Genomic DNA, 20417 nt, shown 5'->3' with positions numbered 1-20417 from the left:
GCCGAGACAAGACGGTCCTTCGATGCCGGGTCGTATCGGCGTCGCCCGTCCCGACCGACAAGCCTCACCCGCAGTTTCTGCTCATCTTCTTCCATCACAAGGTGTCCACCTATTTTGGTGGACACCTCATGCATCAGAGCACTCAACAGCAAAAGGTGCGGGGAAATTCGCGCTTACGATACAACGACCTGGATGGCTACTGGGCCTTGGGGCAATACGCAACCTTTCTGACGGAATCCGGTCAACGGGAGTTGCGGCTACAGCTGCAGAGGGGATCAACGTTGTCTGAGTGCTCCAAATTCAGCGCCTCGGCTACCTACTATCAAGGAGCGGTGTTGCGGCTTATGGATGCGAATGAGATGCCGCATAGCTGGTTTGCGGATGCCTACATCAGATTTTCCATGGTGGGTCCGACGAATGCTCTTTGCGAGGTTGAAATCGTGTCTGATCTCGGCAAGGCTTACCACTGTGATCGCAGGATCGACATCCGACCTCATAACCCGCTTCGCGAGCACCGGAGAGGAGGCAACTTTGGGCCGTCAAATCAAATGGGCCAGTAAACCCGATCCGAGGCAAGGCATTTGTGCAATGACTGGTTCGGGCCGACTGCGATCATGGGTAGGAATTCCTTTGTAAGGCGGGATATCTCCAAGGAACCAGCTCATCGATCCGGCATTGTTTATGGCCGCTGACGATGGCGGTGAGTGTGCTCGTCAGATAGGACAGCGGATCAAAAGTATTGAGTTTGCAAGTTTCAATGAGCGAGGCGATGGTCGCCCAGTTCTCGGCCCCAGCGTCGTGCCCTGCGAAGAGTGCGTTCTTGCGATTGAGGGCTATCGGTCCGATGGTTCGCTCGACGCTGTTATTATCGATTTCGACGCGGCCGGCGATCAGGAAGAGCTTCAGGCCATCCCGGTATTTGGCGATGCAGGCCAAAGCCTCGCCGAGTGGGGACTTGGCCGCGACGCGCGACCGTCTTCATCGCCACCGGCGCCCTAGCCGGCACCGTCCAGTCGTCGTCGACCCACGGCATGCATCATCACCACCGTCATCACCATTGGCATAACTGGTGGTGGTGACACCATCATCATCACCATGGCAAGGTGATCATCTTCCTTTGATTAGATGATCCACCTGGCGAAAGGGCGGCTTCGGCCGCCCTTTTTGCGTCATGGGCCAGGGATCATTGCCGTCGGCCGAAGAGACCCGAAAAATGTTTGAACCTTTTTCTCCGCCGCGACGACTGACGGTCAAGAGGCGGTTGGATCGCCTCCCACAACAAGGAGATCGTCATGTTCAAGCACACCATCGTTTCCGGCCTCGTCGCCACCACCGTCGCCGCCGCCATGCTGGTCGGCACCGTTCAGCCGTCGGCCGCCCATCACAAGCACAAGCACCTCGGCATCGGCATTGCCGCAGGTGTCGGCGGCTTCCTGCTCGGCAGCGCGCTGGCCCAGCCGCGCACCGTCTATATCGAGGAAGACGGCGGCTCCTGGCACGTCCGGCGCTGCCTCAATCGCTACCAGAGCTACGACCCGTACTCGGACACCTATGTCGGCTACGACGGCTATCGCCATCGCTGCTGGCTTTGAGGGCCACGATGCCAGCTTGGGAGGACGTGACCGTTTCATGCAACCGGAAGGGCGCCCCACTGGCCCTTTTTCTGTTGTTCGGCGATAGGCTTCCTGTCGAAATCGACTGACTATCAGTGTCGGCGCTGCCCCTCATCTGCCTGCCGGCATCTTCTCCCCGTATAGTGACAGGGAGAAGGGACGCTCTCGGCGATGATTTCGCTAGTCTCCAGCGCTGCAAGAGGGCGCCAAGGTCGCGGTCAGCTTCTTTCTCCCCGTCACTATACGGGGAGAAATGCCCGGTAGGCCAATGAGGGGCAGCGCCAGCTTCAGTCTCCAAGCAATTTAGCTATCATTTGTCTCTGATTTCACCAGGAACCCGGCAGTATACAGCGATTTCCCAACAGCCTAGTCTGCACCGATAGCGAAACAGGGAGAGGGCGCTTGGGCGAGCAAGATCCGAACGAAGAGCCGATCGAGACAATTTTCCGCAACGGCACGATCACCACCGTCGGCATCCTGCTGGCGTTCTCGCTGGGCTTCATCACGCATTGGGCCGCCAACCCGATACCATGGGAAATCTATCACCTGGCCGCCGTCGCGCCGATTTTGATCGGCATTGCCCTGCAGATACGAGCGCTGCGGTTGCTGCTCGACTTAACGTCTCTACAACGGCGCGTTTATGAACGCGCCAATCGTATCTTCATTGCCGGCCTAATCTTCACCGCCTGCGGAGTTGGGCTGGCGATGCTGCTTGATTTCTACGACCTATCGACCAAGAGCGCGGTGCCCGGGGCCTAGCTTTGGCCATCCTGGCAGATGTCGCACCATTCGACGCTGGTCAGCGCAGCCATGCGCTCGGTTCGCTGCGAAGGCCGGGAGGGGTCGGCAGCCCGCCGATCATCCTTGTCACCTTCGCCGCCGCATCGTGCACAAGCGGGCCGATCTCGGCCAGCCGTTCCGGCGTTACCCGCACCGTCGGCCCGGAAACCGAAACGCCGCCGATCGGCTCGCCGAACTCATTGAAGATGGCGGCGGCAACGCAGCGCATGCCCGGATGCCGCTCCTCGTCGTCTACCGACCAGCCGCGCAGCTTGATCGTCACCAGGTCGCGGGCGAGCGCCGGGATATCGGACAGCGTGTTTTCGGTGAAGCGCTCCAGCCCGGCCCGGCGCAGGATGGTGGCGACGCGTTCCGGCTCGAGATGCGCCAGCACTGCCTTGCCGATGCCCGAGGCATGGAAGGAGCTGCGCGTCCCCGGCCGGAAGAAGGCGCGGATCGCCTGATGCGTCTCGACCTGACTGACAAAGACGACGCAATCGTCCTCGGCGACGCCGAGATTGGCGGTCTCGCCGGTCTTCTCCATCAATTCCTGCATGACGATACGGGCGCGGTCGACCAGCTTGCGGCGGCGCAGGAACGCCGCGCCCATGCGATAGGTCTCGACGCCGATCGACCACAGCTGGTCGGTACCGTCGAACTCGACCATGCCGTGGTTCTCCAGCGTCGTCAGCATGCGGTAGGCGGTGGATGCCGGCAGACCGGAACTGGCGGCGATCTCGCTCAGCGACAGGCCGCTGCCATCGGCAACGATTGCCAGGATGCGCAGCGCCCGGTCCAGCGACTGCACCGAAGCAGCCTCGGCCGGCCCGTTGAAGGCGCGCGGCCGGCCGCGCTGGCGTTTTTCGGTGGTTTCCATCGGGCCATTCTTCGCTCTGTTCGCCCAGCAAGGCAATGAAAAAGTTTTTCATCGATTTGCGAAGCGAATTCGTGGAAAACAGAAAGTCAAATCAATTCAATCTACAAGAGCCGTTTTCTAGAAATGAAAATATATTCTGAAAAAATTGAAAAATCATTGGTGCGCTGGCATCATCGGCTATCAACAATTCCGTGGAGGCTGACATGGCCAAGATGCGCGCAGTCGACGCAGCGGTTCTCGTTCTCGAAAAGGAAGGCATCTCCTGTGCCTTCGGCGTGCCGGGTGCTGCGATCAACCCGCTCTATGCGGCGCTGAAGGCGAGGGGCAGTATCCGCCACATCCTTGCGCGGCACGTCGAGGCGGCTTCGCATATGGCCGAAGGGTTTACCCGCGCCAGATCGGGCAATATCGGTCTGTGCATCGGCACTTCGGGTCCCGCCGGAACCGACATGATCACCGGCCTCTATTCGGCCGCTGCCGATTCAATTCCCATCCTCTGCATCACCGGGCAGGCGCCGCGGGCGCGTCTCAACAAGGAGGATTTTCAGGCCGTCGACATTGCGGCGATCGCCGCACCCGTCGCCAAATGGGCGGTTACGGTGATGGAACCCTATCTGGTGCCGATGGCGTTGCAGAAAGCGTTCCATCTGATGCGCTCGTCGCGGCCGGGGCCGGTGCTGATCGATTTGCCTGTCGATGTGCAACTGACCGAGATCGAGTTCGACATCGATGCCTACGAGCCGCTGGTGCCGTTCAAGCCGGCAATGTCGCGCGCCCAGGCCGAGAAGGCGTTGACGATGCTGAATGCGGCGGAAAAGCCTGTCATCGTCGCCGGCGGCGGCATCATCAACGCCGATGCGTCCGATCTGCTGATCGAGTTCGCCGAGGTCGCCGGCGTGCCCGTCATCCCGACGCTGATGGGCTGGGGCGCGATCCCCGACGACCACCGCCTGATGGCCGGCATGTGCGGGCTGCAGACCTCGCACCGCTATGGCAATGCCACGATGCTCGAAGCCGATTTCGTTTTCGGCATCGGCAACCGCTGGGCCAACCGCCACACCGGTTCGATCGACGTCTATACCAAGGGCAAGAAATTCATCCACGTCGATATCGAGCCGACGCAGATCGGCCGGGTCTTCGCGCCGGACCTCGGCGTCGTCTCGGACGCCGGTGCGGCGCTTAAGATGCTGCTCGACGTCGCCACCGAGTGGAGGACGGCCGGAAAATTGCGCGACTGGTCGGGCTGGGCCGGCGAATGCCGGCAGCGCAAGAAGACGATGAAGCGCAAGACCCATTTCGACCAGGTGCCGCTGAAGCCGCAGCGCGTCTACGAGGAGATGAACAAGGCGTTCGGCCGCGACACCACCTATGTCACCACGATCGGCCTGTCCCAGATCGCCGGGGCGCAATTCCTGCACGTCTACAAGCCACGCAACTGGATCAATTGCGGCCAGGCCGGCCCGCTCGGCTGGACATTGCCGGCAGCCCTCGGTGTTCGCGCCGCCGATCCGGACCGCACAATTGTGGCATTGTCCGGCGACTATGATTTCCAATTCATGATCGAGGAACTGGCGGCCGGCGCACAGCACAAATTGCCCTACATCCATGTCGTCGTGAACAATGCCTATCTCGGCCTGATCCGCCAGGCGCAGCGCGGCTTTTCGATGGATTTCGAGGTCAGCCTCGCCTTCGAGAACGTCAACCGGAAAGACGAGCCTGAGGCCGGCTACGGCGTCGACCACGTCGCCGTTGCCGAGGCGATGGGCTGCAAGGCGGTCCGGGTGCGCCGGCCGGAGGAATTCGCCGGTGCCTTCGAAGAAGCAAAGCGCCTGATGAACGAGCACCAGGTTCCGGTGGTGCTCGAATTCATCCTCGAGCGCGTCACCAACGTTTCGATGGGTACCGAAATCGACAAGATCACCGAATTCGAGGAGCTTGCCGAACGCCATGAAGATGCCCCCACGGCGATCGTCATGCTCGATTAAGCCGCATATGAGGAACTACTGCCATGCCACGGTTCTCAGCCAATCTTTCGATGCTCTTTGGCGAGCATGACTTCCTCGACCGCTTCGATGCCGCCGCCCGCGCCGGCTTCAAGGGCGTCGAGTATATCGGCCCCTATGACCATGCGCCGGATGTCGTCGCAGCCAGGTTGAAGAAGAACGGGCTGACGCAGGTCCTGTTCAACCTGCCTGCCGGCGACTGGGCCAAGGGCGAGCGCGGCATCGCGATCCTGCCCGACCGCATCCCGGAGTTCCGGCAAGGCATTGCCAAGGTCGTCACCTATGCGCACGCATTGGGCTGCGAGCAGGTCAACTGCCTCGCCGGCATCGCGCCGCAAGGCGTCGATCGCTCCGTGCTGGAAGACGTCTTCGCCGAAAATCTGGCTTTCGCGGCGGAAAAGCTGGAGCAGGCCGGCATCAGGCTGCTGATCGAGCCGATCAACACCCGCGACATTCCGGGCTTCTTCCTGAATTACTCGGACCAGGCCCTGGCGCTGATCGACCGCGTCGGCTCGAAGAACCTGTTCCTGCAATACGATATCTATCACATGCAGATCATGGAGGGGGATCTCGCCCGTACCATCGAGGCAAACCTCAACCGCATCGCGCATATCCAGCTTGCGGATAATCCCGGCCGTCATGAGCCGGGGACGGGCGAGATCAATTTTCCCTTCCTGTACAACCACATCGACCGCATCGGCTATTCCAGCTGGGTCGGGGCGGAGTACAGGCCGAAGGGCGGAACGGAAGCCGGGCTTGGGTGGTTCAGGGACCTGGCCGGGCAGGGGAGTGCGGCAGCATAGACGCAACGTGTCGCACTTCCTGCGCGCCCCCTCTGGCCTGCCCTCTTTGCCAAAACTTGGCATCTCCCCCACAAGGAGGGAGATTGGATGTCACCGCCGCTTTCGCCAATTTTCGAGGTCGGGAAAGTTTAAGGGCCGGCGCGGCAACTGCCGATCTCCCCACTCGTGGGGGAGATGGCAAGTTTTGGCAAAGAGGGCAGGCCGGAGGGGGGCGCGCAGGAACGCCCCCCTTGACAAGAAACGGAGAAAAACATGGACACCATCGGCTTCATCGGTCTCGGCATCATGGGCGCGCCGATGGCGGGGCATCTGCTAGACGCCGGTTATCAGGTCGTCGCCAGCGACCACCGCTCGAAACCGCCGGCCGACCTCGTCGCCAAGGGCCTGAAGGTCGTCACCGGCCATGATGCCGTCGCGCGTGCCGCCGACATCGTCATCACCATGGTTCCGGATACGCCGCAGGTCGCCGACGTGCTGTTCGCTGAGAATGGCGTCGCGTCCGGCCTCACTAAAGGCAAGCTGGTCATCGACATGAGCTCGATCTCGCCGATCGAGACCAGGGCCTTCGCAAAAAAGATCAACGATCTCGGCTGCGACTATCTCGATGCGCCGGTGTCGGGCGGCGAGGTCGGCGCCAAGGCGGCGTCGCTGACCATCATGGTCGGCGGCGAGGAAACAGCCTTCGAACGCGCCAGGCCCATCTTCGAGAAGCTTGGCAAGAACATCACTCTGGTCGGACCGAACGGCGTCGGACAGACCACCAAGGTCGCCAACCAGATCGTCGTCGCGCTGACCATTGAGGCCGTCGCCGAAGCGCTTGTTTTTGCATCGAAAGCCGGCGCCGACCCGGCCAAGGTCAGGCAGGCGCTGATGGGCGGGCTCGCAAACTCGCGCATCCTGGAAGTGCATGGCGAGCGCATGATCAAGCGCACTTTCGCGCCCGGCTTCCGCATCGAACTCCACCAGAAGGATCTGAATCTCGCCCTTGAAGGCGCGAAAGCGCTCGGCGTCGCCCTGCCCAACACTTCAACGACGCAGCAATTGTTCAACTCGTGCGCGGCGAATGGCGGGTCAAAGGAGGATCATTCGGCGCTGGTTCGGGCGCTGGAGCGGATGGCGGGATGTGAAGTGGGTGAATAGTGAATAGTGAATGGTGAATGGTGAATGGTGAATAGGTAGTCAGTTGCAGATAGGTGAGTAGTTGGTAGTGATTGGTCACGACTTACGTACAGTCTCACCATTCACTATTCACCATTCACTCTTTCAAAAATTTCCTCGCCGCATAAAGCGCCACCGCGGCGGCATTCGACACGTTGAGCGAGCGGATGGCGCCCGGCATGTCGAGGCGGGCGAGCGTCGTCACCGTTTCGCGCGTTTTCTGGCGCAGGCCTTTGCCCTCGGCGCCAAGTACCAACGCGATCTTTTCTCCGGCAAAGCTCGTTTCGAGCTCCGCCGGCCCGTTCGAATCCAGGCCGATCGTCTGGAATCCGGCCTCGTGCAGCTGCCCCAGCGCGTCGGCGAGGTTCTTCACCTCGATCTGATCAATATGCTCGAGCGCGCCGGAGGCCGATTTCGCCAGCACGCCGGATTCCTGCGGGCTGTGGCGCGCCGTGGTGATCAGTGCACCGGCGCCGAAAGCCACGGCCGAGCGCAGGATCGCACCGACATTGTGCGGATCGGTGATCTGGTCGAGCACCAGCACCAGCCTGGTGTCGCCGAGCGCATCGAGCCGCTTCGGTTTCAGCGGCTCGGCCTCGATCACCACGCCCTGGTGCACGGCATCCGAGCCGGTGACCTTGTCGATGTCCCTGGGTTCGACCAACTCCGCCTTGAAGGGCAAAGCGCCAAGGTCGGCGATTGCCAGCCGCTCGGCAGCGTTGCGCGTCACCAGCATCTTCTTGATTTTGCGGCGCGGATTGTCGAGTGCGGCCCGCACCGTGTGCAGCCCATAGAGCCGCACCAGCCCATCCGCCGGGTTCTCGCCGGGCGGCACCGGCTGGCGCGGCCTGAACGCCGGCGCGCCGCCGCTCTTCTCGTCGCGATGCGCGCGGCGCAGCTTGGCGTAGTGGGTGTCTTTAAGGGTCTTGGATTTGTTGTCGTTGCTCATGGCCGGCTTCTATAGCCGTGTCGTCCGGCCATGGATACAGCTGCATAAGCTGCTTGTCGGGCGAGGCGTGAGATTCAGCGCTTTTTGCCGGACGGTTGCGGTTGACAGTTTTGGGCGCTGCCGCCATAAGGCGCTTCGCGGAAGGGCTGCTTTGGCAGCCGCGACGCGTCGATGCCTCGTTGCATGGCTCCGGCGGCAGACTGGAGAGGTGCCCGAGTGGTTAAAGGGGACGGACTGTAAATCCGTTGGCTATGCCTACGTTGGTTCAAATCCAACCCTCTCCACCACTGCCGGCCCGGAAGCCCTGAAACGCAGAGCGAGCGTCGGAGCGGATCCGATGCTTGACTGAAAGGCGCGGGTATAGCTCAGTGGTAGAGCAGCAGCCTTCCAAGCTGAATATGCGGGTTCGATTCCCGCTACCCGCTCCAGATTTCCCCCAGCCGCGGCGCACCTCGCGCACGATGCCGAAGGCAGCCCCAAGCGAAGCGCTTTGCCGATAGTTCAAAGTATTCATTGCGCGTCCAGACGGACGCGCATCTTAATCTGTGTTATCGTTGTCCCGAACCGCAGGCGGCGTTGGGCGACAGGCGTCAGCTCGCGAATTTGCTGAATATGGACGCGAGCTGGTTCTGCTGCGGCACTTGCCCGTTCGGCGTCAACTGGTCGACAAGCCCTGGCAAGGCTGCGGATAGCTGCTTGAGCAGGTCCTGCTGGTTCAGGCCCGTCCTTTGCGCGATCTCCTGGATGATTTGTGGCCCGAGAGCACTGCCCAGATCGCTGGGGTTGATCGGCTGGTTCTGACCGGTACCGACCCACGAATTGGCAACGTTGCCGTGGCCGGCGTCCTTCAGTTTGTCGAGCAGGCCGCCCAGACCGCCGAGCAGGCCGCCATCGGCGGATGTGGTTGTATCGGGCGGGATGGGGGCAGGGCTTTGCGCTGCCTCCGTCTGGGCGGAATTTCCACCGCTCAGCATTTTTCCCACCAAAAGTGCGCCGAGCGCGATCATCAGCGGCTTGGCGACGTTGCCGCCGGGAACGGCATTGTCAAACAGTCCCATTGTGGATCTCCATGTCAAATTGCCCGTCCGTCTCCAACAATGACGCATCCATGGCGAATTTCAAGCCGGTTTGAGCTTTCCGTAATCATGATTTTCAAGTTGGCTTGAGCTTTGCTTAATAATGTGGAAGTAATCGGGCGCGGGGAACGGAGAGGAAAAATGTCAATATTAAGCTGGATTATTCTCGGCGTCATCGCCGGCTTCATAGGCAGCAAGATCGTCAATAAAAGCGGGCAAGGCCTGGTGCTCGACATCGTGCTCGGGATTGTCGGGGCCATCGTCGGCGGGCTCATCTTCAGCGCCTTTGGCGCGTCGGGCGTTACCGGGCTCAACATCTATAGCCTGATCGTAGCCGTGGTCGGTGCGGTGGTTGTCCTGGGGGCCTATCATCAGTTCAGCGGCAAGAGGGCTCTGTAGAAGCCGTCCGGCAGTTGCGTCGGCATTCGGGTGAATGCCGACCGCCTATCTGATCCTTTTGAGGATTTCGCGGATCAGCGTGTTGAGGCCGGCTTCCAGCCCTCTCACCATGATCGGCCATAATTCCTCGAGCAATCGCTGCCATACCGCATCGCGCCCAATCCTCACCGGCAGATTTGGCATCGCGCCCATTGCCGCCGTCACGTCGCGGCGCAGCCGCTCGCCACAGGCGCTTGCGCCGCTGATCGTCGGATCGAAGGGCAGCCGGGTGAAATCCCATTTTCCGCGCTGCTCGATGCCGAGATTGCTCTCGACTTCGGCATGCGACAGCACCGTTTTGGGCGTGACCTTGATGCGGTAGTATTTGCAGAGTTCGGCGACGACGGCTGCCATCGCGTCCCACTGCGCCCTGGTCATCGGATAGCGGCCGGCATCGAACGGCCTTTGCTCCGCGCCGGCCATGCAGCAGAGCGAAACCCCGATCGAGCCGCCGTTGCAGTTGAGCGTGTGCGCGGCATATCCCGGTTTTACCCGGCCCGAATTGAGCGCGATCGAAGGCCGGCCCCTGACCAGGCGGCCATTCCCCTCGACCAGTATGTGATACGCATCCCTGTCGGTATCGCCGGCCGAATGCGAGCCGGCCGTCCAGTGGCAAATGACGCGCCGCATCGCAACATTGGGCAACCAGTCGGGCGGCAATGCCACAGAAATCCCCGCGACATAAGTTCAGTGACGGAGCACAGTATAGTTTCCTTGGCGGCCGACGCGAAAACGAAACGATAATTTGGTTGAGCGTTTCTAACGGTCAGCTATTCGCCGGCATCTCCGGCGACCGCGTGTTCTCTGTATTGCGGCAGATCGTCGGTGATCGTGAACCACTTCGCCTTGGAGCCGACGAAGATGTGCTGCGTCGGCCGGATGGTCGGCTCGTCGACGAGGCTTCCCATGGCGACATGCACGAAGGCACCGTCGCGGACCACCGAATAGAGCAACGAGCCGCAGGTCTTGCAGTGCGCGTCATGGCCGGTTTCATCGCCGAAGATCGTGAGATTGTCCTCGCCCTTGGTCAGGCTCAGCCTGTCGCGCTCGATGCCGGCGAATGGCTTGAACGCCGAGCCGGTGGTGCGCCGGCAGTTCGAGCAGTGGCAGTTCGCGGCGTAGACGAACGCGTCCGCCACCGCGTACTGAACGGCGCCGCACAGGCACTTTCCGATAAGCCTGCGGTTGCGTGAATTCTGGTTGTCATCCGGGCTTGCCACGCGCTCCTCCTATTGTGCAGGCCGATTTCAGTTTCAAGCGACGACGGTCAACCGGCGCTTGCGCTCGTCGAGCGAGACGATGGTCAACCCGCTGGCCACCACCAGCAGGATGCCGCAGATGGCCAGCGCATTCGGGAGCTGCCGGAAAACCACCAGGCCTGAAATCACCGCCCAGACGGTAAAGCAATAGTAGAACGGCGCTACCACGCTGGTCGGCCCGACGCGATAGGCCATGAAGATGAAGAAGTGGCCGAAGATCAGGAACAGTCCGGCGCCGCCCATCAGCAGCAGGTGACGGATTTCAGGCACCACCCACTGCTCGGAAACCAGATGCGCTACGCCGGCGCCCGCGAGCACGACAATCACCGCGGAAATAGCGACGATCATCCCCGGCACGTCGGCGGCGACCTTGCGTCCGGCCAGATCGCGCGCCGCGGACAGGGCGGCATTGCCTAGCGCCAGCAGGGCATAGACCGAAATCCCCTGCATTGTAGGTTGTGCCACCATCACCGCGCCGACAAAGCCGAGCCCGATCAGCGCCAGGCGTACCCCGCCGATCCGTTCGCCAAACAGCATCGAGGAGCCGACCAGCATCAGCAAGGGCGTGATCTGCCCAAGCGCGGTCGAATCGGCGATCTGCATGTTGGCGAGCGCCACCACGTAGCAAAGGATCGCACCCAGTTCGAGCAGGTTCCTGCGCAAAACCTTGGCGTCGAGGATCAGCCGGATCTGCTTGCCATAGCCCAGCATGAACAGCAGCGGAATGCCCCACAATGTTGCCGCAGCGCCGCGCAGGAACAGCACCTCATAGGGCGGCAGTCCCGCGGTTGCGAGCTTCATCATCGTGTCGTTGACGATGTAGGACCCGGTCGAAACGACCATGAACAGCGGGCCTCGTATGGCAGTCGGGATGAAATGCATCGGCCCACGAAATCAGACCGGCGCCAGGGCGGCAATGGGCCAGATCCGGCTGTAAATCCGTCAAAGCCGTCAGCCGCCGCCGTAACCATTCCATTTGCCCTTGTTCGTTCCTATATCCGCGCCACATTCTCCGAAACCGGATCACGCGTTCGGGCGGGCGAGCGCGCTCGGCGACAAGGCACTTGTGTTTTTCGGCCTTAGTCGCTAATCGCCCCGCATTCGACTGAACTGAAGGTCCAGGCCGTCCCCAGGCCGTCCAAGGAAAGAGACTATGGCAAAAGGTAAATTCGAGCGCACTAAGCCTCATGTGAACATTGGCACGATTGGTCACGTCGACCATGGCAAGACGTCGCTGACGGCGGCGATCACCAAGTATTTTGGCGAATACAAGCGCTACGACCAGATCGATGCGGCACCCGAAGAGAAGGCGCGCGGCATCACCATTTCGACGGCCCACGTCGAATACGAAACCGCCAACCGCCACTATGCCCATGTCGACTGCCCCGGCCACGCCGACTATGTGAAGAACATGATCACCGGTGCCGCGCAGATGGACGGCGCGATCCTGGTGGTGTCGGCCGCCGACGGCCCGATGCCGCAGACGCGCGAGCACATCCTTTTGGCCCGCCAGGTCGGCGTGCCCTCGATCGTGGTGTTCTTGAACAAGGTCGACCAGGTCGACGACGCCGAGCTGCTCGAGCTGGTCGAGCTCGAGGTGCGCGAGCTTTTGACCAAGAACGAGTTCCCCGGCGACGACATTCCGATCGTCAAGGGTTCGGCGCTTGCCGCCCTTGAAGATAGCGACAAGAAGATCGGCGAGGACGCCATCCGCGAACTGATGGCTGCGGTCGATGCCTACATCCCGACGCCGGTTCGTCCGCTCGACAAGCCGTTCCTGATGCCGATCGAGGACGTGTTCTCGATCTCGGGCCGTGGCACGGTGGTGACCGGCCGCGTCGAGCGCGGCGTCGTCAAGGTCGGCGAGGAGCTGGAGATCGTCGGCATCCGTCCGACCACCAAGACGACCTGCACGGGCGTCGAGATGTTCCGCAAGCTGCTCGACCAGGGCCAGGCCGGCGACAACATCGGCGCGCTGCTGCGCGGTGTCGACCGTGAAGGCGTCGAGCGCGGCCAGGTCCTGGCCAAGCCCGGCACCGTCAAGCCGCACAAGAAGTTCGTTGCCGAAGCCTACATCCTGACCAAGGACGAGGGCGGCCGCCACACGCCGTTCTTCACCAACTACCGTCCGCAGTTCTATTTCCGCACGACGGACGTGACCGGCATCGTGTCGCTGCCGGAAGGCACCGAGATGGTGATGCCGGGCGACAACATCACCGTCGATGTCGAGCTGATCGTGCCGATCGCCATGGAAGAGAAGCTGCGCTTCGCCATCCGTGAAGGCGGCCGCACCGTCGGTGCCGGCATCGTCGTCACCATCAAAGAGTAGTCGCCGGCGCTGCCGGTTGAGATCGGATGCAAAGGGGCGGTCTTCGGGCCGCCCTTTTTGATTCTGATATTCTGGCAATGGATTAACCGCATTGCTTCAAATCCTGTTGCAAGCGCCTCGGCCATAACTAGTATAGGTTGCATCGAGGGGGGCTTTGCAAACGTGGTTCCGGGACGACGTTCAGACAGTGGGGCAAAGTGGTGGCGCGGGCTGGTTCGCCTGGCGCCGGTGGTCACAATGGCGATGGCTGCGTTCGCCGCCAAGGCCGAGGATGTGTTCCCGAAGACATGGCAGACACTGTCCCATCCGCAGACATTGTCCGATCCGCAGACTTGGGCCGATCCGAAGATATTCTCCGATGATCTCTCACCGATGCGATTCGTCGTCGTGCGCAGCAGCGCGACTGGCTGCGAACCCAACTGTCCGGAATGGATCTCGGCCGAAGGCGCAATCGAAGCCGGCACGCCGACTCTGCTTAAGCGTATGTTGAAGAAGCTCGGCCGCCGCCAACTGCCGATCATCGTCAATTCCCCGGGCGGTAATGTCGAAGCGGCGATCCAGCTTGGCCGAATAATTCGCAAGAACAAGCTCGATATCGCCGTCGGAGCGACCAGGTTTTCCGGTTGTTGGCCTGGGATGAAGGACTGCCGGGCCAATGATGGCAAGGCCTCCGCCTATTTCGGCAATCCTTATGCCAGCGGCGCCATCTGCAATTCCGCCTGTCCGCTGATGTTTGCCGGCGGTGTCCGGCGCGTGGTCGGCGGTTGGGCCTTTCTAGGAGTCCACCAGATCACCACTACATACCGGCGCGAACAGGTATATTACCGCACCACCTACAGAATTGTGCATGGCAGGAAGAAGGTTATCGGCACCAAGGTTATCAGCCGCATGGATACCGGCAGCTATAAGACTTATGAGATGAGCAAAGCGGTTGAGAGGAGGCTCTCGGCCTATCTGAGGGAGATGGGTGTCGGGCGGGGCGTGCTGGACAGAATGAAGGCCACGCCCGCCAGTGACATCCGGCAGATCGCCCTCGGCGACATGCGGCAAATGAATCTGGTCACCAGCTTCGATTCGGTCGATCTGCTGACGCTGCCGACCATCTGCAACGCTGATCCTGTTCCCGCGAGTTGCAGGGAAGTGCCGCCGCCGGCAGATGAAGCCGCCGACGTCGTGGCGAGCGCCCAAGCCGCCCCGGCTGCAGCGGTCGAGCCGGAAAGCCCGACGGCGAAGAACATTGCTGACATGCGCTTCGTTCTGGTCCGCGGCAGCAATCCGCTGTGCAATCCCAATTGCCCGGAATGGATCTCGGCGGAAGGCACGATTACCGCTCACACGGCCGAAAAACTGCGCCAGCTGCTTGACGGCATCGGCGACCGGCGCCTGCCCATCGTCATCAGTTCGCCGGGCGGTGACGTGCTTGGCGCTCTCGCCGCCGGAAGGCTGATCCGCGAACGTAAACTCGACATAGCAGTAGCGCGGACGGACTTCATCGGCTGCGAGCCGCGGCAGGCCGACTGCGCCGCCGAAGACGGCGTCTATAGCGGGCTCACGGTCGATGTCGGCGGCGAGTGCGGCTCGGCCTGCCCGATCATGCTCGCCGGCGGTGTCAAACGGCTGGTCGGCCCGCGTGCACAGTTGAGCGTGCATTCGATGGGCTTCGAGCAGCGGGTCAAGGCCTATCTCGAGGACATGACTGTCGGACCCGGCATGTTTTCGGCGATGCAATCGGCGCAATACTCGCGCTACCGGCAGCTTGAACCAGAGATGATGCTGAAAGTCGGGCTGACGACCGGGCCTGGATCCGCGGACGAATTGACCGGGCCTGGCATCTGCAGATCGGAGCCACGGCCGGAAAACTGCCGCGAAGCCTCGGGCGCCAAGGCTCAGGCCAGCACGCCGGTCAAATCGTAACGTGGGCATTGCGGCCGACTGCCCATCGAGGCAGGTTGAGCGGCGCTCGGTGTTTCCGCTATCGTCCTGCGTGGTTGAAGACCAGTCAGGTGAGAAATCGCGAATGAGCCAGGATGTCCCGACATTGTTTGAATGGGCCGGCGGCTCCGAAGCGCTGAACCGCCTGACCCAAACCTTCTACGACAGCGTCTCTCGGGATCCCATCGTCGGGCCGGTGTTCAAACATATGTCGCCGGACCATCCCGCTCACGTCGCGGCCTTCATCGGCGAAGTTTTCGGCGGACCGAAAACCTACAGCGAAGAGCATGGCGGCCACCGCGAGATGGTGATGCACCATCTCGGCAAGCATCTGACCGAGGAGCAGCGGCGGCGCTGGATCAATCTTCTCGCCGACGCCGCCGACGAGATCGGCCTGCCTGACGATCCCGAATTCCGCTCGGCTTTCATGGCCTATGTCGAATGGGGATCGCGGCTGGCCAGGATGAACTCCAACAAGGGCCCGACCTGCGACCCCGAGACGGAACCAATGCCGGCCTGGGGTTGGGGGGTGCCGGGCGGCCCCTACAAGCCGCCTTCGGGAACCTGACCGCGCGCGATCGGTCGAAAGCCTGCCGGCCAGGAAAACGGGTGGCTATGGAGGTCTCGGTCCTCCAGGCTAACGGTTTAAAGTCACCGTCGAATGGCGGGGCCACATTGAAAACCGGAGGCTTTGCGATGAGATCGGAAGGCAAGAAAAATTCAGACAGCGCCTTTGACAGCGGTCGCGGAACTCGAAACCCGTTCGGTGTGATGGATGTCCCCAGTCCCGACGACGAGGAGGTGTCGGCGTTCGCCGCCGGCGTGAAACTGGAGGGAACTCCAAGCGATGAAAATGCCGAGGCCTGGGGGCACCGACCGCGACCGCGACCGCAACGACACCATCGAAGGCAGCTGGTCCAGCCGATGGAACGGCGGTGCTGATCCCACGATCCCGGGCGATAGCAAGCATAAATGGAAGTCCGGCCGGGGCGAGGTGAAGACGGCGGGAGAGAGGGTTACCTGCTGTTCGATTGGCATGATGGCGTGCGCAAGGGGCTCATCGATGCGCGGCGCGAGGGTGCGAAAGGGCTGGTTGGAAAATATGTCAATCTGACCGACCCGAAAATCGTGCGTCCCTGGGTCGGCTGGATCGTCAGCAATCAACGGATCGACGGGAAATGGCCGGGAGGACGCCTGGACTTTCGAAGATGAAGGCCGGGTAGCGCACGTCGCTCTTTACAGAGCGCGCGGAAGCTTTTAGGAAGCGCCTGCTGCGCCGACATGCGCATACGGGCATAGCTCAGTTGGTAGAGCGGCGGTCTCCAAAACCGCAGGTCGTAGGTTCGAGCCCTGCTGCCCGTGCCATTCTTTGAATGGATACCTAAAACGATTCTTTTGCAGTGCGGCCTTTGAAAACCGGCTTGTGACTTGCCATATGGCATAAGTTGCGGCATAAGGGCCGCATAGCCGGGACGGGACGACTGGATGGTTCCGAGGCGGCGTTTGGCCATAAAGCGGACACTTGCCACTTGCGTGGATCAAGAATCGGTTTTATGTAGACGAGACAGACACGCGACGCGTGGAGCTGGGAAGCCGGCTTTACGCGTCTGATTTGCATGGGCGAAATGATTGCGCTGATTCGGCGCGAACGCACGCTCAAGCGGCACGTCCCGGCCAGCGGGATCATCCAGGAGGCCCGGCCAACGGGTCTTGCAGACAGAGCGGCATATGGCTTCGAAAACCACAAATCCCTTCACCTTTCTCCAGCAGGTTCGCGCGGAGACCGCCAAGGTCACTTGGCCGTCGCGGCGCGAAACGATGATCTCGACGGTGATGGTCCTTGTGTTCGCGGTCATCGCGATGATCTTTTTCTTTACCGCAGACGTGGCCATGGGCTTTGCGGTCGAAAAAATCCTCGGCCTCGGACAGTAAGTCCGGCGATTACGGAGAAGTCTTGAAATGACCGCGCGGTGGTACATCGTCCACGCCTACTCGAACTTTGAAAAGAAGGTCGCCGAGGACATTGAGAACAAGGCCAAGCAGAAGGGCCTATCCGCCGACATCGAGCAGATCGTGGTGCCGACCGAGAAGGTCGTCGAGATCCGCCGCGGCCGCAAGGTCGATGCCGAGCGCAAGTTCTTTCCGGGCTATGTGCTGCTGAAAGCCAATCTGACCGACGCCGTGTTCTCGCTCGTCAAGAACACGCCGAAGGTCACCGGTTTCCTGGGCGACTCCAAGCCGGTGCCGATCACCGAAGCCGAGGCCCAGCGTATCCTGAACCAGGTTCAGGAAGGCGTCGAGCGGCCGAAGCCGTCGGTGACGTTCGAGATCGGCGAAGCGATCCGCGTTTCGGATGGACCATTCGCGTCCTTTAACGGTTTCGTCCAGGAAGTGGACGAGGAGCGGGCGCGGCTCAAGGTGGAAGTTTCGATCTTCGGGCGCGCTGTGCCGGTCGATCTGGAATTCGGACAGGTCGAGAAGGGCTGATCCGAAATCCCTGCACCGGTTTCGGCGGCAGGGAAGGCGGCGCGGAGATCGCGCGGCCAAAAACGGGTGGGAGGCGAATGCGGCTTTAGCCGGCCGCGCGGACCGCACCACCAGACTGCAACCGCCGGCAAGACCGGCATGAGAAAAGGCAGGAAGAGAGATGGCTAAGAAGATTGCAGGCCAGCTCAAGCTCCAGGTTTCCGCGGGATCGGCCACGCCGTCGCCCCCGATCGGCCCGGCGCTTGGTCAGCGTGGCATCAACATCATGGAGTTCTGCAAGGCGTTCAACGCGCAGACCCAGGAAATGGAAAAGGGCTCGCCGGTTCCGGTCGTCATCACCTACTACCAGGACAAGTCGTTCACCTTCGTCATGAAGACGCCACCGGTGAGCTATTTCCTGAAGAAGGCCGCCAACCTGAAGTCGGGCTCGAAGGAGCCGGGCAAGGTCAAGGCCGGCACGATCGGCCGCGACAAGGTGCGCGCCATCGCCGAGCAGAAGATGAAGGATCTGAACGCAAACGACGTCGAGGCGGCCATGCGCATGGTCGAGGGCTCCGCCCGCTCGATGGGTCTGGAAGTGGTGGGCTGAGATCATGGCAAAGATTGCAAAGCGTGTATCGAAGACCCGCGAAGGCATCGATCCCAACAAGGCTTACGCTTTGGGTGAGGCGCTGAAGCTGCTCAAGGATCGCTCCTCGGTGAAGTTCGACGAGACGATCGAAGTCGCGATGAACCTCGGCGTCGACCCGCGCCATGCCGACCAGATGGTCCGCGGCGTGGTCAACCTGCCGAACGGCACCGGCCGCAGCGTTCGCGTCGCCGTCTTCGCGCGTGGCGACAAGGCCGAGGAGGCCAAGGCCGCCGGCGCCGACATCGTCGGAGCCGAGGATCTGGTCGACATCGTCCAGAAGGGCACGATCGACTTCGACCGCTGCATCGCCACGCCGGACATGATGCCGCTGGTCGGCCGTCTCGGCAAGGTGCTCGGTCCGCGCGGCATGATGCCGAACCCGAAGGTCGGCACCGTCACCACCGACGTTACCGCCGCCGTCAAGGCATCGAAGGGCGGCGCCGTCGAGTTCCGCGTCGAGAAGGCCGGCATCGTTCACGCCGGCGTCGGCAAGGTCTCGTTCGACGTCAAGGCGCTGGAAGAAAACGTCCGCGCCTTCGCTGACGCGGTGACCAGGGCAAAGCCGGCTGGTGCCAAGGGCAACTACGTCAAGAAGGTGTCGGTCACCTCGACGATGGGCCCGGGCCTCAAGCTCGACGTCTCGACGCTCGCTGCGTCCTGATACGAAACAATTGGATCGGCCGCTAAAACGCTGATCCGTGAAAGAATTCCGGGCCTCCGACCTGTCGGCGGCCCGGTACCGGAAGTCGAAAGGCTTCCGGACATCCTGTCCGAGATTGCAGGCGGCCCCCAAGCCTTAGGTGATGTGGGCCTTAATTCATGTGGGCCTGCATGAGACGGGTGAAGACCGGACAAAGGAGCCACAAGCTCCAATGAAAGGTTCGAACCGTGTTTGCCTTTTGTCTGCGCACCGTCCGGCTTCCCGGCAGGTGTGGCGAAAGGGGGCAGGATCCTCGAGCGTCGTTCGGGAGATCCGTTACTGGATGGCCCGGCCGGCAAAAGGCAACCCGACGCCTGTCCTTCGTAGAGGGCAGGGGTCAACTGGAGATAGGCAGTGGACAGAGCGGAAAAACGCGAACTCGTCACGGGCCTGAATGATGCGTTTTCAAGCGCTGGTTCAGTCGTCGTGGCCCACTACGCCGGTATCACCGTCGCGCAAATGAACGACCTTCGGTCGAAAATGCGCGCCGCCGGTGGCACCGTCAAAGTCGCGAAGAACCGTCTCGCCAAAATCGCTCTTCAGGGCACGGACTCCGCATCGATCATCGAGCTGTTCAAGGGACAGACGCTGATCGCCTATTCGGAGGATCCGATTGCGGCGCCGAAGGTCGCGTCCGATTTCGCCAAGGGAAATGACAAGCTCGTCATTCTCGGCGGCGCAATGGGCACCACCTCGCTCAATGCCGACGGTGTAAAGGCACTCGCCACACTTCCGTCGCTCGATGAGCTGCGCGCCAGGCTGGTTGGCATGATCGCCACGCCGGCAACCCGGATCGCCCAGATCGTCAATGCGCCTGCGGCTTCGGTCGCGCGCGTCATCGGCGCTTACGCCCGGAAGGACGAGGCGGCATGAGGCCGTTCCTCGCTATCACAAACACACACGTTCGAACCTTATGAAGGAACATTGCAATGGCTGATCTGGCAAAGATCGTAGACGACCTTTCGAAGCTGACCGTCCTCGAAGCGGCCGAGCTGTCGAAGCTTCTTGAAGAAAAGTGGGGCGTTTCCGCCGCTGCTCCGGTGGCGGTTGCCGCTGCCGGCGGCGCTGCGGCCGCTGCTGCTCCGGTCGAGGAAAAGACGGAATTCGACGTCGTCCTCACCGAGGCAGGCGCTCAGAAGATCAACGTCATCAAGGAAGTTCGCGCCATCACCGGTCTTGGCCTCAAGGAAGCCAAGGACCTGGTCGAGGCGGCTCCGAAGCCGGTCAAGGAAGCCGTTTCCAAGGCCGACGCGGACAAGTTCAAGGCCCAGCTGGAAGCAGCCGGCGCCAAGGTCGAACTGAAGTAAGCGTTGAGTACCGGCGGGCGGCGTAGCGCCCTCCCCCCCACCATTAGGGGGGGAAGGGGGCGGCGGTACCCGCAA

At 61.8% G+C, this 20417-nt stretch carries 22 protein-coding genes, 3 tRNA genes and 2 pseudogenes; 19 read left to right on the top strand and 8 right to left on the bottom strand.

The window, feature by feature from the left end:
• Window positions 1-134, bottom strand: a pseudogene (locus NKI08_RS33210) (IS66-like element accessory protein TnpA); the annotation flags it as partial.
• Window positions 135-612: 478 nt separating this feature from the next.
• Window positions 613-975 (bottom strand): annotated as a pseudogene (locus NKI08_RS33205) (IS66 family transposase); the annotation flags it as partial.
• Between the two features lie 317 nt (window positions 976-1292).
• Here NKI08_RS33205 and NKI08_RS33200 point away from each other — a divergent pair.
• Both NKI08_RS33200 and NKI08_RS33195 read left to right on the top strand, forming a co-directional pair.
• Entirely contained in the window at window positions 1293-1592 is a 300-nt protein-coding gene (locus NKI08_RS33200; RefSeq protein ID WP_352541360.1) for a BA14K family protein, read from the top strand.
• A gap of 423 nt (window positions 1593-2015) precedes the next feature.
• A complete protein-coding gene (locus tag NKI08_RS33195) occupies window positions 2016-2372 on the top strand; it encodes a hypothetical protein (protein WP_352685048.1) in 357 nt (118 codons plus the stop codon).
• A 40-nt stretch (window positions 2373-2412) separates the two neighbouring features.
• Here NKI08_RS33195 and bhcR read toward each other — a convergent pair whose 3' ends face one another.
• Window positions 2413-3270 (bottom strand): HTH-type transcriptional regulator BhcR, encoded by an 858-nt coding sequence (gene bhcR, locus NKI08_RS33190; protein WP_352472784.1) that lies wholly within the window; start codon window positions 3268-3270, stop codon window positions 2413-2415.
• A gap of 203 nt (window positions 3271-3473) precedes the next feature.
• Here bhcR and gcl point away from each other — a divergent pair, with 203 nt between their 5' ends.
• The 3 genes from gcl to NKI08_RS33175 all read left to right on the top strand — a co-directional run bounded on the left by gcl (window position 3474) and on the right by NKI08_RS33175 (window position 7216).
• On the top strand, window positions 3474-5255 hold the full coding sequence (gene gcl, locus NKI08_RS33185) for a glyoxylate carboligase (RefSeq protein WP_352775527.1): 1782 nt from the start codon (window positions 3474-3476) through the stop codon (window positions 5253-5255).
• 23 nt (window positions 5256-5278) lie between these two features.
• Window positions 5279-6076: a hydroxypyruvate isomerase gene (hyi, locus tag NKI08_RS33180; protein WP_352775525.1), complete on the top strand. Its 798-nt coding sequence runs from the start codon at window positions 5279-5281 to the stop codon at window positions 6074-6076.
• A gap of 252 nt (window positions 6077-6328) precedes the next feature.
• Entirely contained in the window at window positions 6329-7216 is an 888-nt protein-coding gene (locus NKI08_RS33175) for a 2-hydroxy-3-oxopropionate reductase (RefSeq protein WP_352775523.1), read from the top strand.
• A 115-nt stretch (window positions 7217-7331) separates the two neighbouring features.
• Here the strand turns inward: NKI08_RS33175 and NKI08_RS33170 are convergent, their stop codons facing one another.
• Window positions 7332-8183, bottom strand: a complete 852-nt coding sequence (locus tag NKI08_RS33170) for a TrmH family RNA methyltransferase (protein WP_352775521.1) — start codon at window positions 8181-8183, stop codon at window positions 7332-7334.
• Window positions 8184-8385: 202 nt separating this feature from the next.
• Here NKI08_RS33170 and NKI08_RS33165 point away from each other — a divergent pair.
• Window positions 8386-8470: transfer RNA gene (locus NKI08_RS33165), tRNA-Tyr, on the top strand.
• A gap of 67 nt (window positions 8471-8537) precedes the next feature.
• Window positions 8538-8611 (top strand) — tRNA-Gly (locus NKI08_RS33160).
• Between the two features lie 162 nt (window positions 8612-8773).
• Here the strand turns inward: NKI08_RS33160 and NKI08_RS33155 are convergent.
• Complete coding sequence (locus tag NKI08_RS33155; RefSeq protein WP_352775518.1) at window positions 8774-9241, bottom strand: YidB family protein; 468 nt, start codon at window positions 9239-9241, stop codon at window positions 8774-8776.
• Between the two features lie 159 nt (window positions 9242-9400).
• Between NKI08_RS33155 and NKI08_RS33150 the strand changes: the two genes are divergently transcribed.
• On the top strand, window positions 9401-9658 hold the full coding sequence (locus NKI08_RS33150; RefSeq protein WP_352775515.1) for a GlsB/YeaQ/YmgE family stress response membrane protein: 258 nt from the start codon (window positions 9401-9403) through the stop codon (window positions 9656-9658).
• A 45-nt stretch (window positions 9659-9703) separates the two neighbouring features.
• On the opposite strand, the gene NKI08_RS33145 is transcribed toward NKI08_RS33150, so the two are convergent.
• From NKI08_RS33145 to NKI08_RS33135, 3 genes are all read right to left on the bottom strand, one after another.
• The gene (locus tag NKI08_RS33145; protein ID WP_352775513.1) at window positions 9704-10363 is read right to left on the bottom strand and encodes a peptidoglycan recognition protein family protein; all 660 of its coding nucleotides are present in this window, start codon (window positions 10361-10363) and stop codon (window positions 9704-9706) included.
• A 104-nt stretch (window positions 10364-10467) separates the two neighbouring features.
• Entirely contained in the window at window positions 10468-10917 is a 450-nt protein-coding gene (locus NKI08_RS33140) for a GFA family protein (protein ID WP_352775510.1), read from the bottom strand.
• Window positions 10918-10950: 33 nt separating this feature from the next.
• Window positions 10951-11838, bottom strand: coding sequence for a DMT family transporter (locus tag NKI08_RS33135; protein ID WP_352775507.1), 888 nt, complete (start codon window positions 11836-11838; stop codon window positions 10951-10953).
• Between the two features lie 271 nt (window positions 11839-12109).
• Here NKI08_RS33135 and tuf point away from each other — a divergent pair, with 271 nt between their 5' ends.
• From tuf to rplL, 11 genes are all read left to right on the top strand, one after another.
• Window positions 12110-13285 (top strand): elongation factor Tu, encoded by a 1176-nt coding sequence (gene tuf / locus NKI08_RS33130; protein ID WP_254817137.1) that lies wholly within the window; start codon window positions 12110-12112, stop codon window positions 13283-13285.
• A gap of 237 nt (window positions 13286-13522) precedes the next feature.
• A complete protein-coding gene (locus NKI08_RS33125; protein WP_502899699.1) occupies window positions 13523-15199 on the top strand; it encodes a COG3904 family protein in 1677 nt (558 codons plus the stop codon).
• Between the two features lie 103 nt (window positions 15200-15302).
• Complete coding sequence (locus tag NKI08_RS33120) at window positions 15303-15785, top strand: group II truncated hemoglobin (RefSeq protein ID WP_352775505.1); 483 nt, start codon at window positions 15303-15305, stop codon at window positions 15783-15785.
• Between the two features lie 404 nt (window positions 15786-16189).
• The gene (locus NKI08_RS33115; protein ID WP_352775503.1) at window positions 16190-16429 is read left to right on the top strand and encodes a hypothetical protein; all 240 of its coding nucleotides are present in this window, start codon (window positions 16190-16192) and stop codon (window positions 16427-16429) included.
• Between the two features lie 77 nt (window positions 16430-16506).
• Window positions 16507-16582, top strand: a tRNA-Trp gene (locus tag NKI08_RS33110).
• A gap of 363 nt (window positions 16583-16945) precedes the next feature.
• Window positions 16946-17149 (top strand): preprotein translocase subunit SecE, encoded by a 204-nt coding sequence (gene secE, locus NKI08_RS33105; protein ID WP_023680439.1) that lies wholly within the window; start codon window positions 16946-16948, stop codon window positions 17147-17149.
• Window positions 17150-17176: 27 nt separating this feature from the next.
• A complete protein-coding gene (gene nusG, locus NKI08_RS33100; protein WP_006333333.1) occupies window positions 17177-17704 on the top strand; it encodes a transcription termination/antitermination protein NusG in 528 nt (175 codons plus the stop codon).
• A 160-nt stretch (window positions 17705-17864) separates the two neighbouring features.
• The gene (gene rplK / locus NKI08_RS33095) at window positions 17865-18293 is read left to right on the top strand and encodes a 50S ribosomal protein L11 (RefSeq protein ID WP_023680440.1); all 429 of its coding nucleotides are present in this window, start codon (window positions 17865-17867) and stop codon (window positions 18291-18293) included.
• Window positions 18294-18297: 4 nt separating this feature from the next.
• The gene (gene rplA, locus NKI08_RS33090) at window positions 18298-18996 is read left to right on the top strand and encodes a 50S ribosomal protein L1 (RefSeq protein WP_023680441.1); all 699 of its coding nucleotides are present in this window, start codon (window positions 18298-18300) and stop codon (window positions 18994-18996) included.
• Between the two features lie 393 nt (window positions 18997-19389).
• Window positions 19390-19908: a 50S ribosomal protein L10 gene (gene rplJ, locus NKI08_RS33085; RefSeq protein WP_008875657.1), complete on the top strand. Its 519-nt coding sequence runs from the start codon at window positions 19390-19392 to the stop codon at window positions 19906-19908.
• 56 nt (window positions 19909-19964) lie between these two features.
• On the top strand, window positions 19965-20342 hold the full coding sequence (gene rplL, locus NKI08_RS33080) for a 50S ribosomal protein L7/L12 (RefSeq protein ID WP_023680442.1): 378 nt from the start codon (window positions 19965-19967) through the stop codon (window positions 20340-20342).
• Window positions 20343-20417 lie beyond the last annotated feature (75 nt).

The organism is Mesorhizobium sp. M0768, assembly GCF_040320195.1.
Lineage (GTDB): Bacteria > Pseudomonadota > Alphaproteobacteria > Rhizobiales > Rhizobiaceae > Mesorhizobium.
Note: the sequence above shows the minus strand (reverse complement) of the source record. Positions and strands in the feature narration are given on the sequence as shown.

Excerpts from the sequence above, each read along its gene's own strand:
- NKI08_RS33155 (WP_352775518.1), bottom strand. The coding sequence starts at position 9,241 with ATGGGACTGTTTGACAATGCCGTTCCCGGCGGCAACGTCGCCAAGCCG.
- NKI08_RS33115 (WP_352775503.1), top strand. The coding sequence starts at position 16,190 with ATGGAAGTCCGGCCGGGGCGAGGTGAAGACGGCGGGAGAGAGGGTTAC.
- gcl (WP_352775527.1), top strand. The coding sequence starts at position 3,474 with ATGGCCAAGATGCGCGCAGTCGACGCAGCGGTTCTCGTTCTCGAAAAG.
- NKI08_RS33125 (WP_502899699.1), top strand. The coding sequence starts at position 13,523 with ATGGCGATGGCTGCGTTCGCCGCCAAGGCCGAGGATGTGTTCCCGAAG.
- NKI08_RS33120 (WP_352775505.1), top strand. The coding sequence starts at position 15,303 with ATGAGCCAGGATGTCCCGACATTGTTTGAATGGGCCGGCGGCTCCGAA.
- hyi (WP_352775525.1), top strand. The coding sequence starts at position 5,279 with ATGCCACGGTTCTCAGCCAATCTTTCGATGCTCTTTGGCGAGCATGAC.
- NKI08_RS33150 (WP_352775515.1), top strand. The coding sequence starts at position 9,401 with ATGTCAATATTAAGCTGGATTATTCTCGGCGTCATCGCCGGCTTCATA.
- bhcR (WP_352472784.1), bottom strand. The coding sequence starts at position 3,270 with ATGGAAACCACCGAAAAACGCCAGCGCGGCCGGCCGCGCGCCTTCAAC.
- NKI08_RS33170 (WP_352775521.1), bottom strand. The coding sequence starts at position 8,183 with ATGAGCAACGACAACAAATCCAAGACCCTTAAAGACACCCACTACGCC.
- tuf (WP_254817137.1), top strand. The coding sequence starts at position 12,110 with ATGGCAAAAGGTAAATTCGAGCGCACTAAGCCTCATGTGAACATTGGC.
- NKI08_RS33175 (WP_352775523.1), top strand. The coding sequence starts at position 6,329 with ATGGACACCATCGGCTTCATCGGTCTCGGCATCATGGGCGCGCCGATG.
- NKI08_RS33200 (WP_352541360.1), top strand. The coding sequence starts at position 1,293 with ATGTTCAAGCACACCATCGTTTCCGGCCTCGTCGCCACCACCGTCGCC.
- rplA (WP_023680441.1), top strand. The coding sequence starts at position 18,298 with ATGGCAAAGATTGCAAAGCGTGTATCGAAGACCCGCGAAGGCATCGAT.
- rplK (WP_023680440.1), top strand. The coding sequence starts at position 17,865 with ATGGCTAAGAAGATTGCAGGCCAGCTCAAGCTCCAGGTTTCCGCGGGA.
- secE (WP_023680439.1), top strand. The coding sequence starts at position 16,946 with ATGGCTTCGAAAACCACAAATCCCTTCACCTTTCTCCAGCAGGTTCGC.
- rplL (WP_023680442.1), top strand. The coding sequence starts at position 19,965 with ATGGCTGATCTGGCAAAGATCGTAGACGACCTTTCGAAGCTGACCGTC.
- nusG (WP_006333333.1), top strand. The coding sequence starts at position 17,177 with ATGACCGCGCGGTGGTACATCGTCCACGCCTACTCGAACTTTGAAAAG.
- NKI08_RS33135 (WP_352775507.1), bottom strand. The coding sequence starts at position 11,838 with ATGCATTTCATCCCGACTGCCATACGAGGCCCGCTGTTCATGGTCGTT.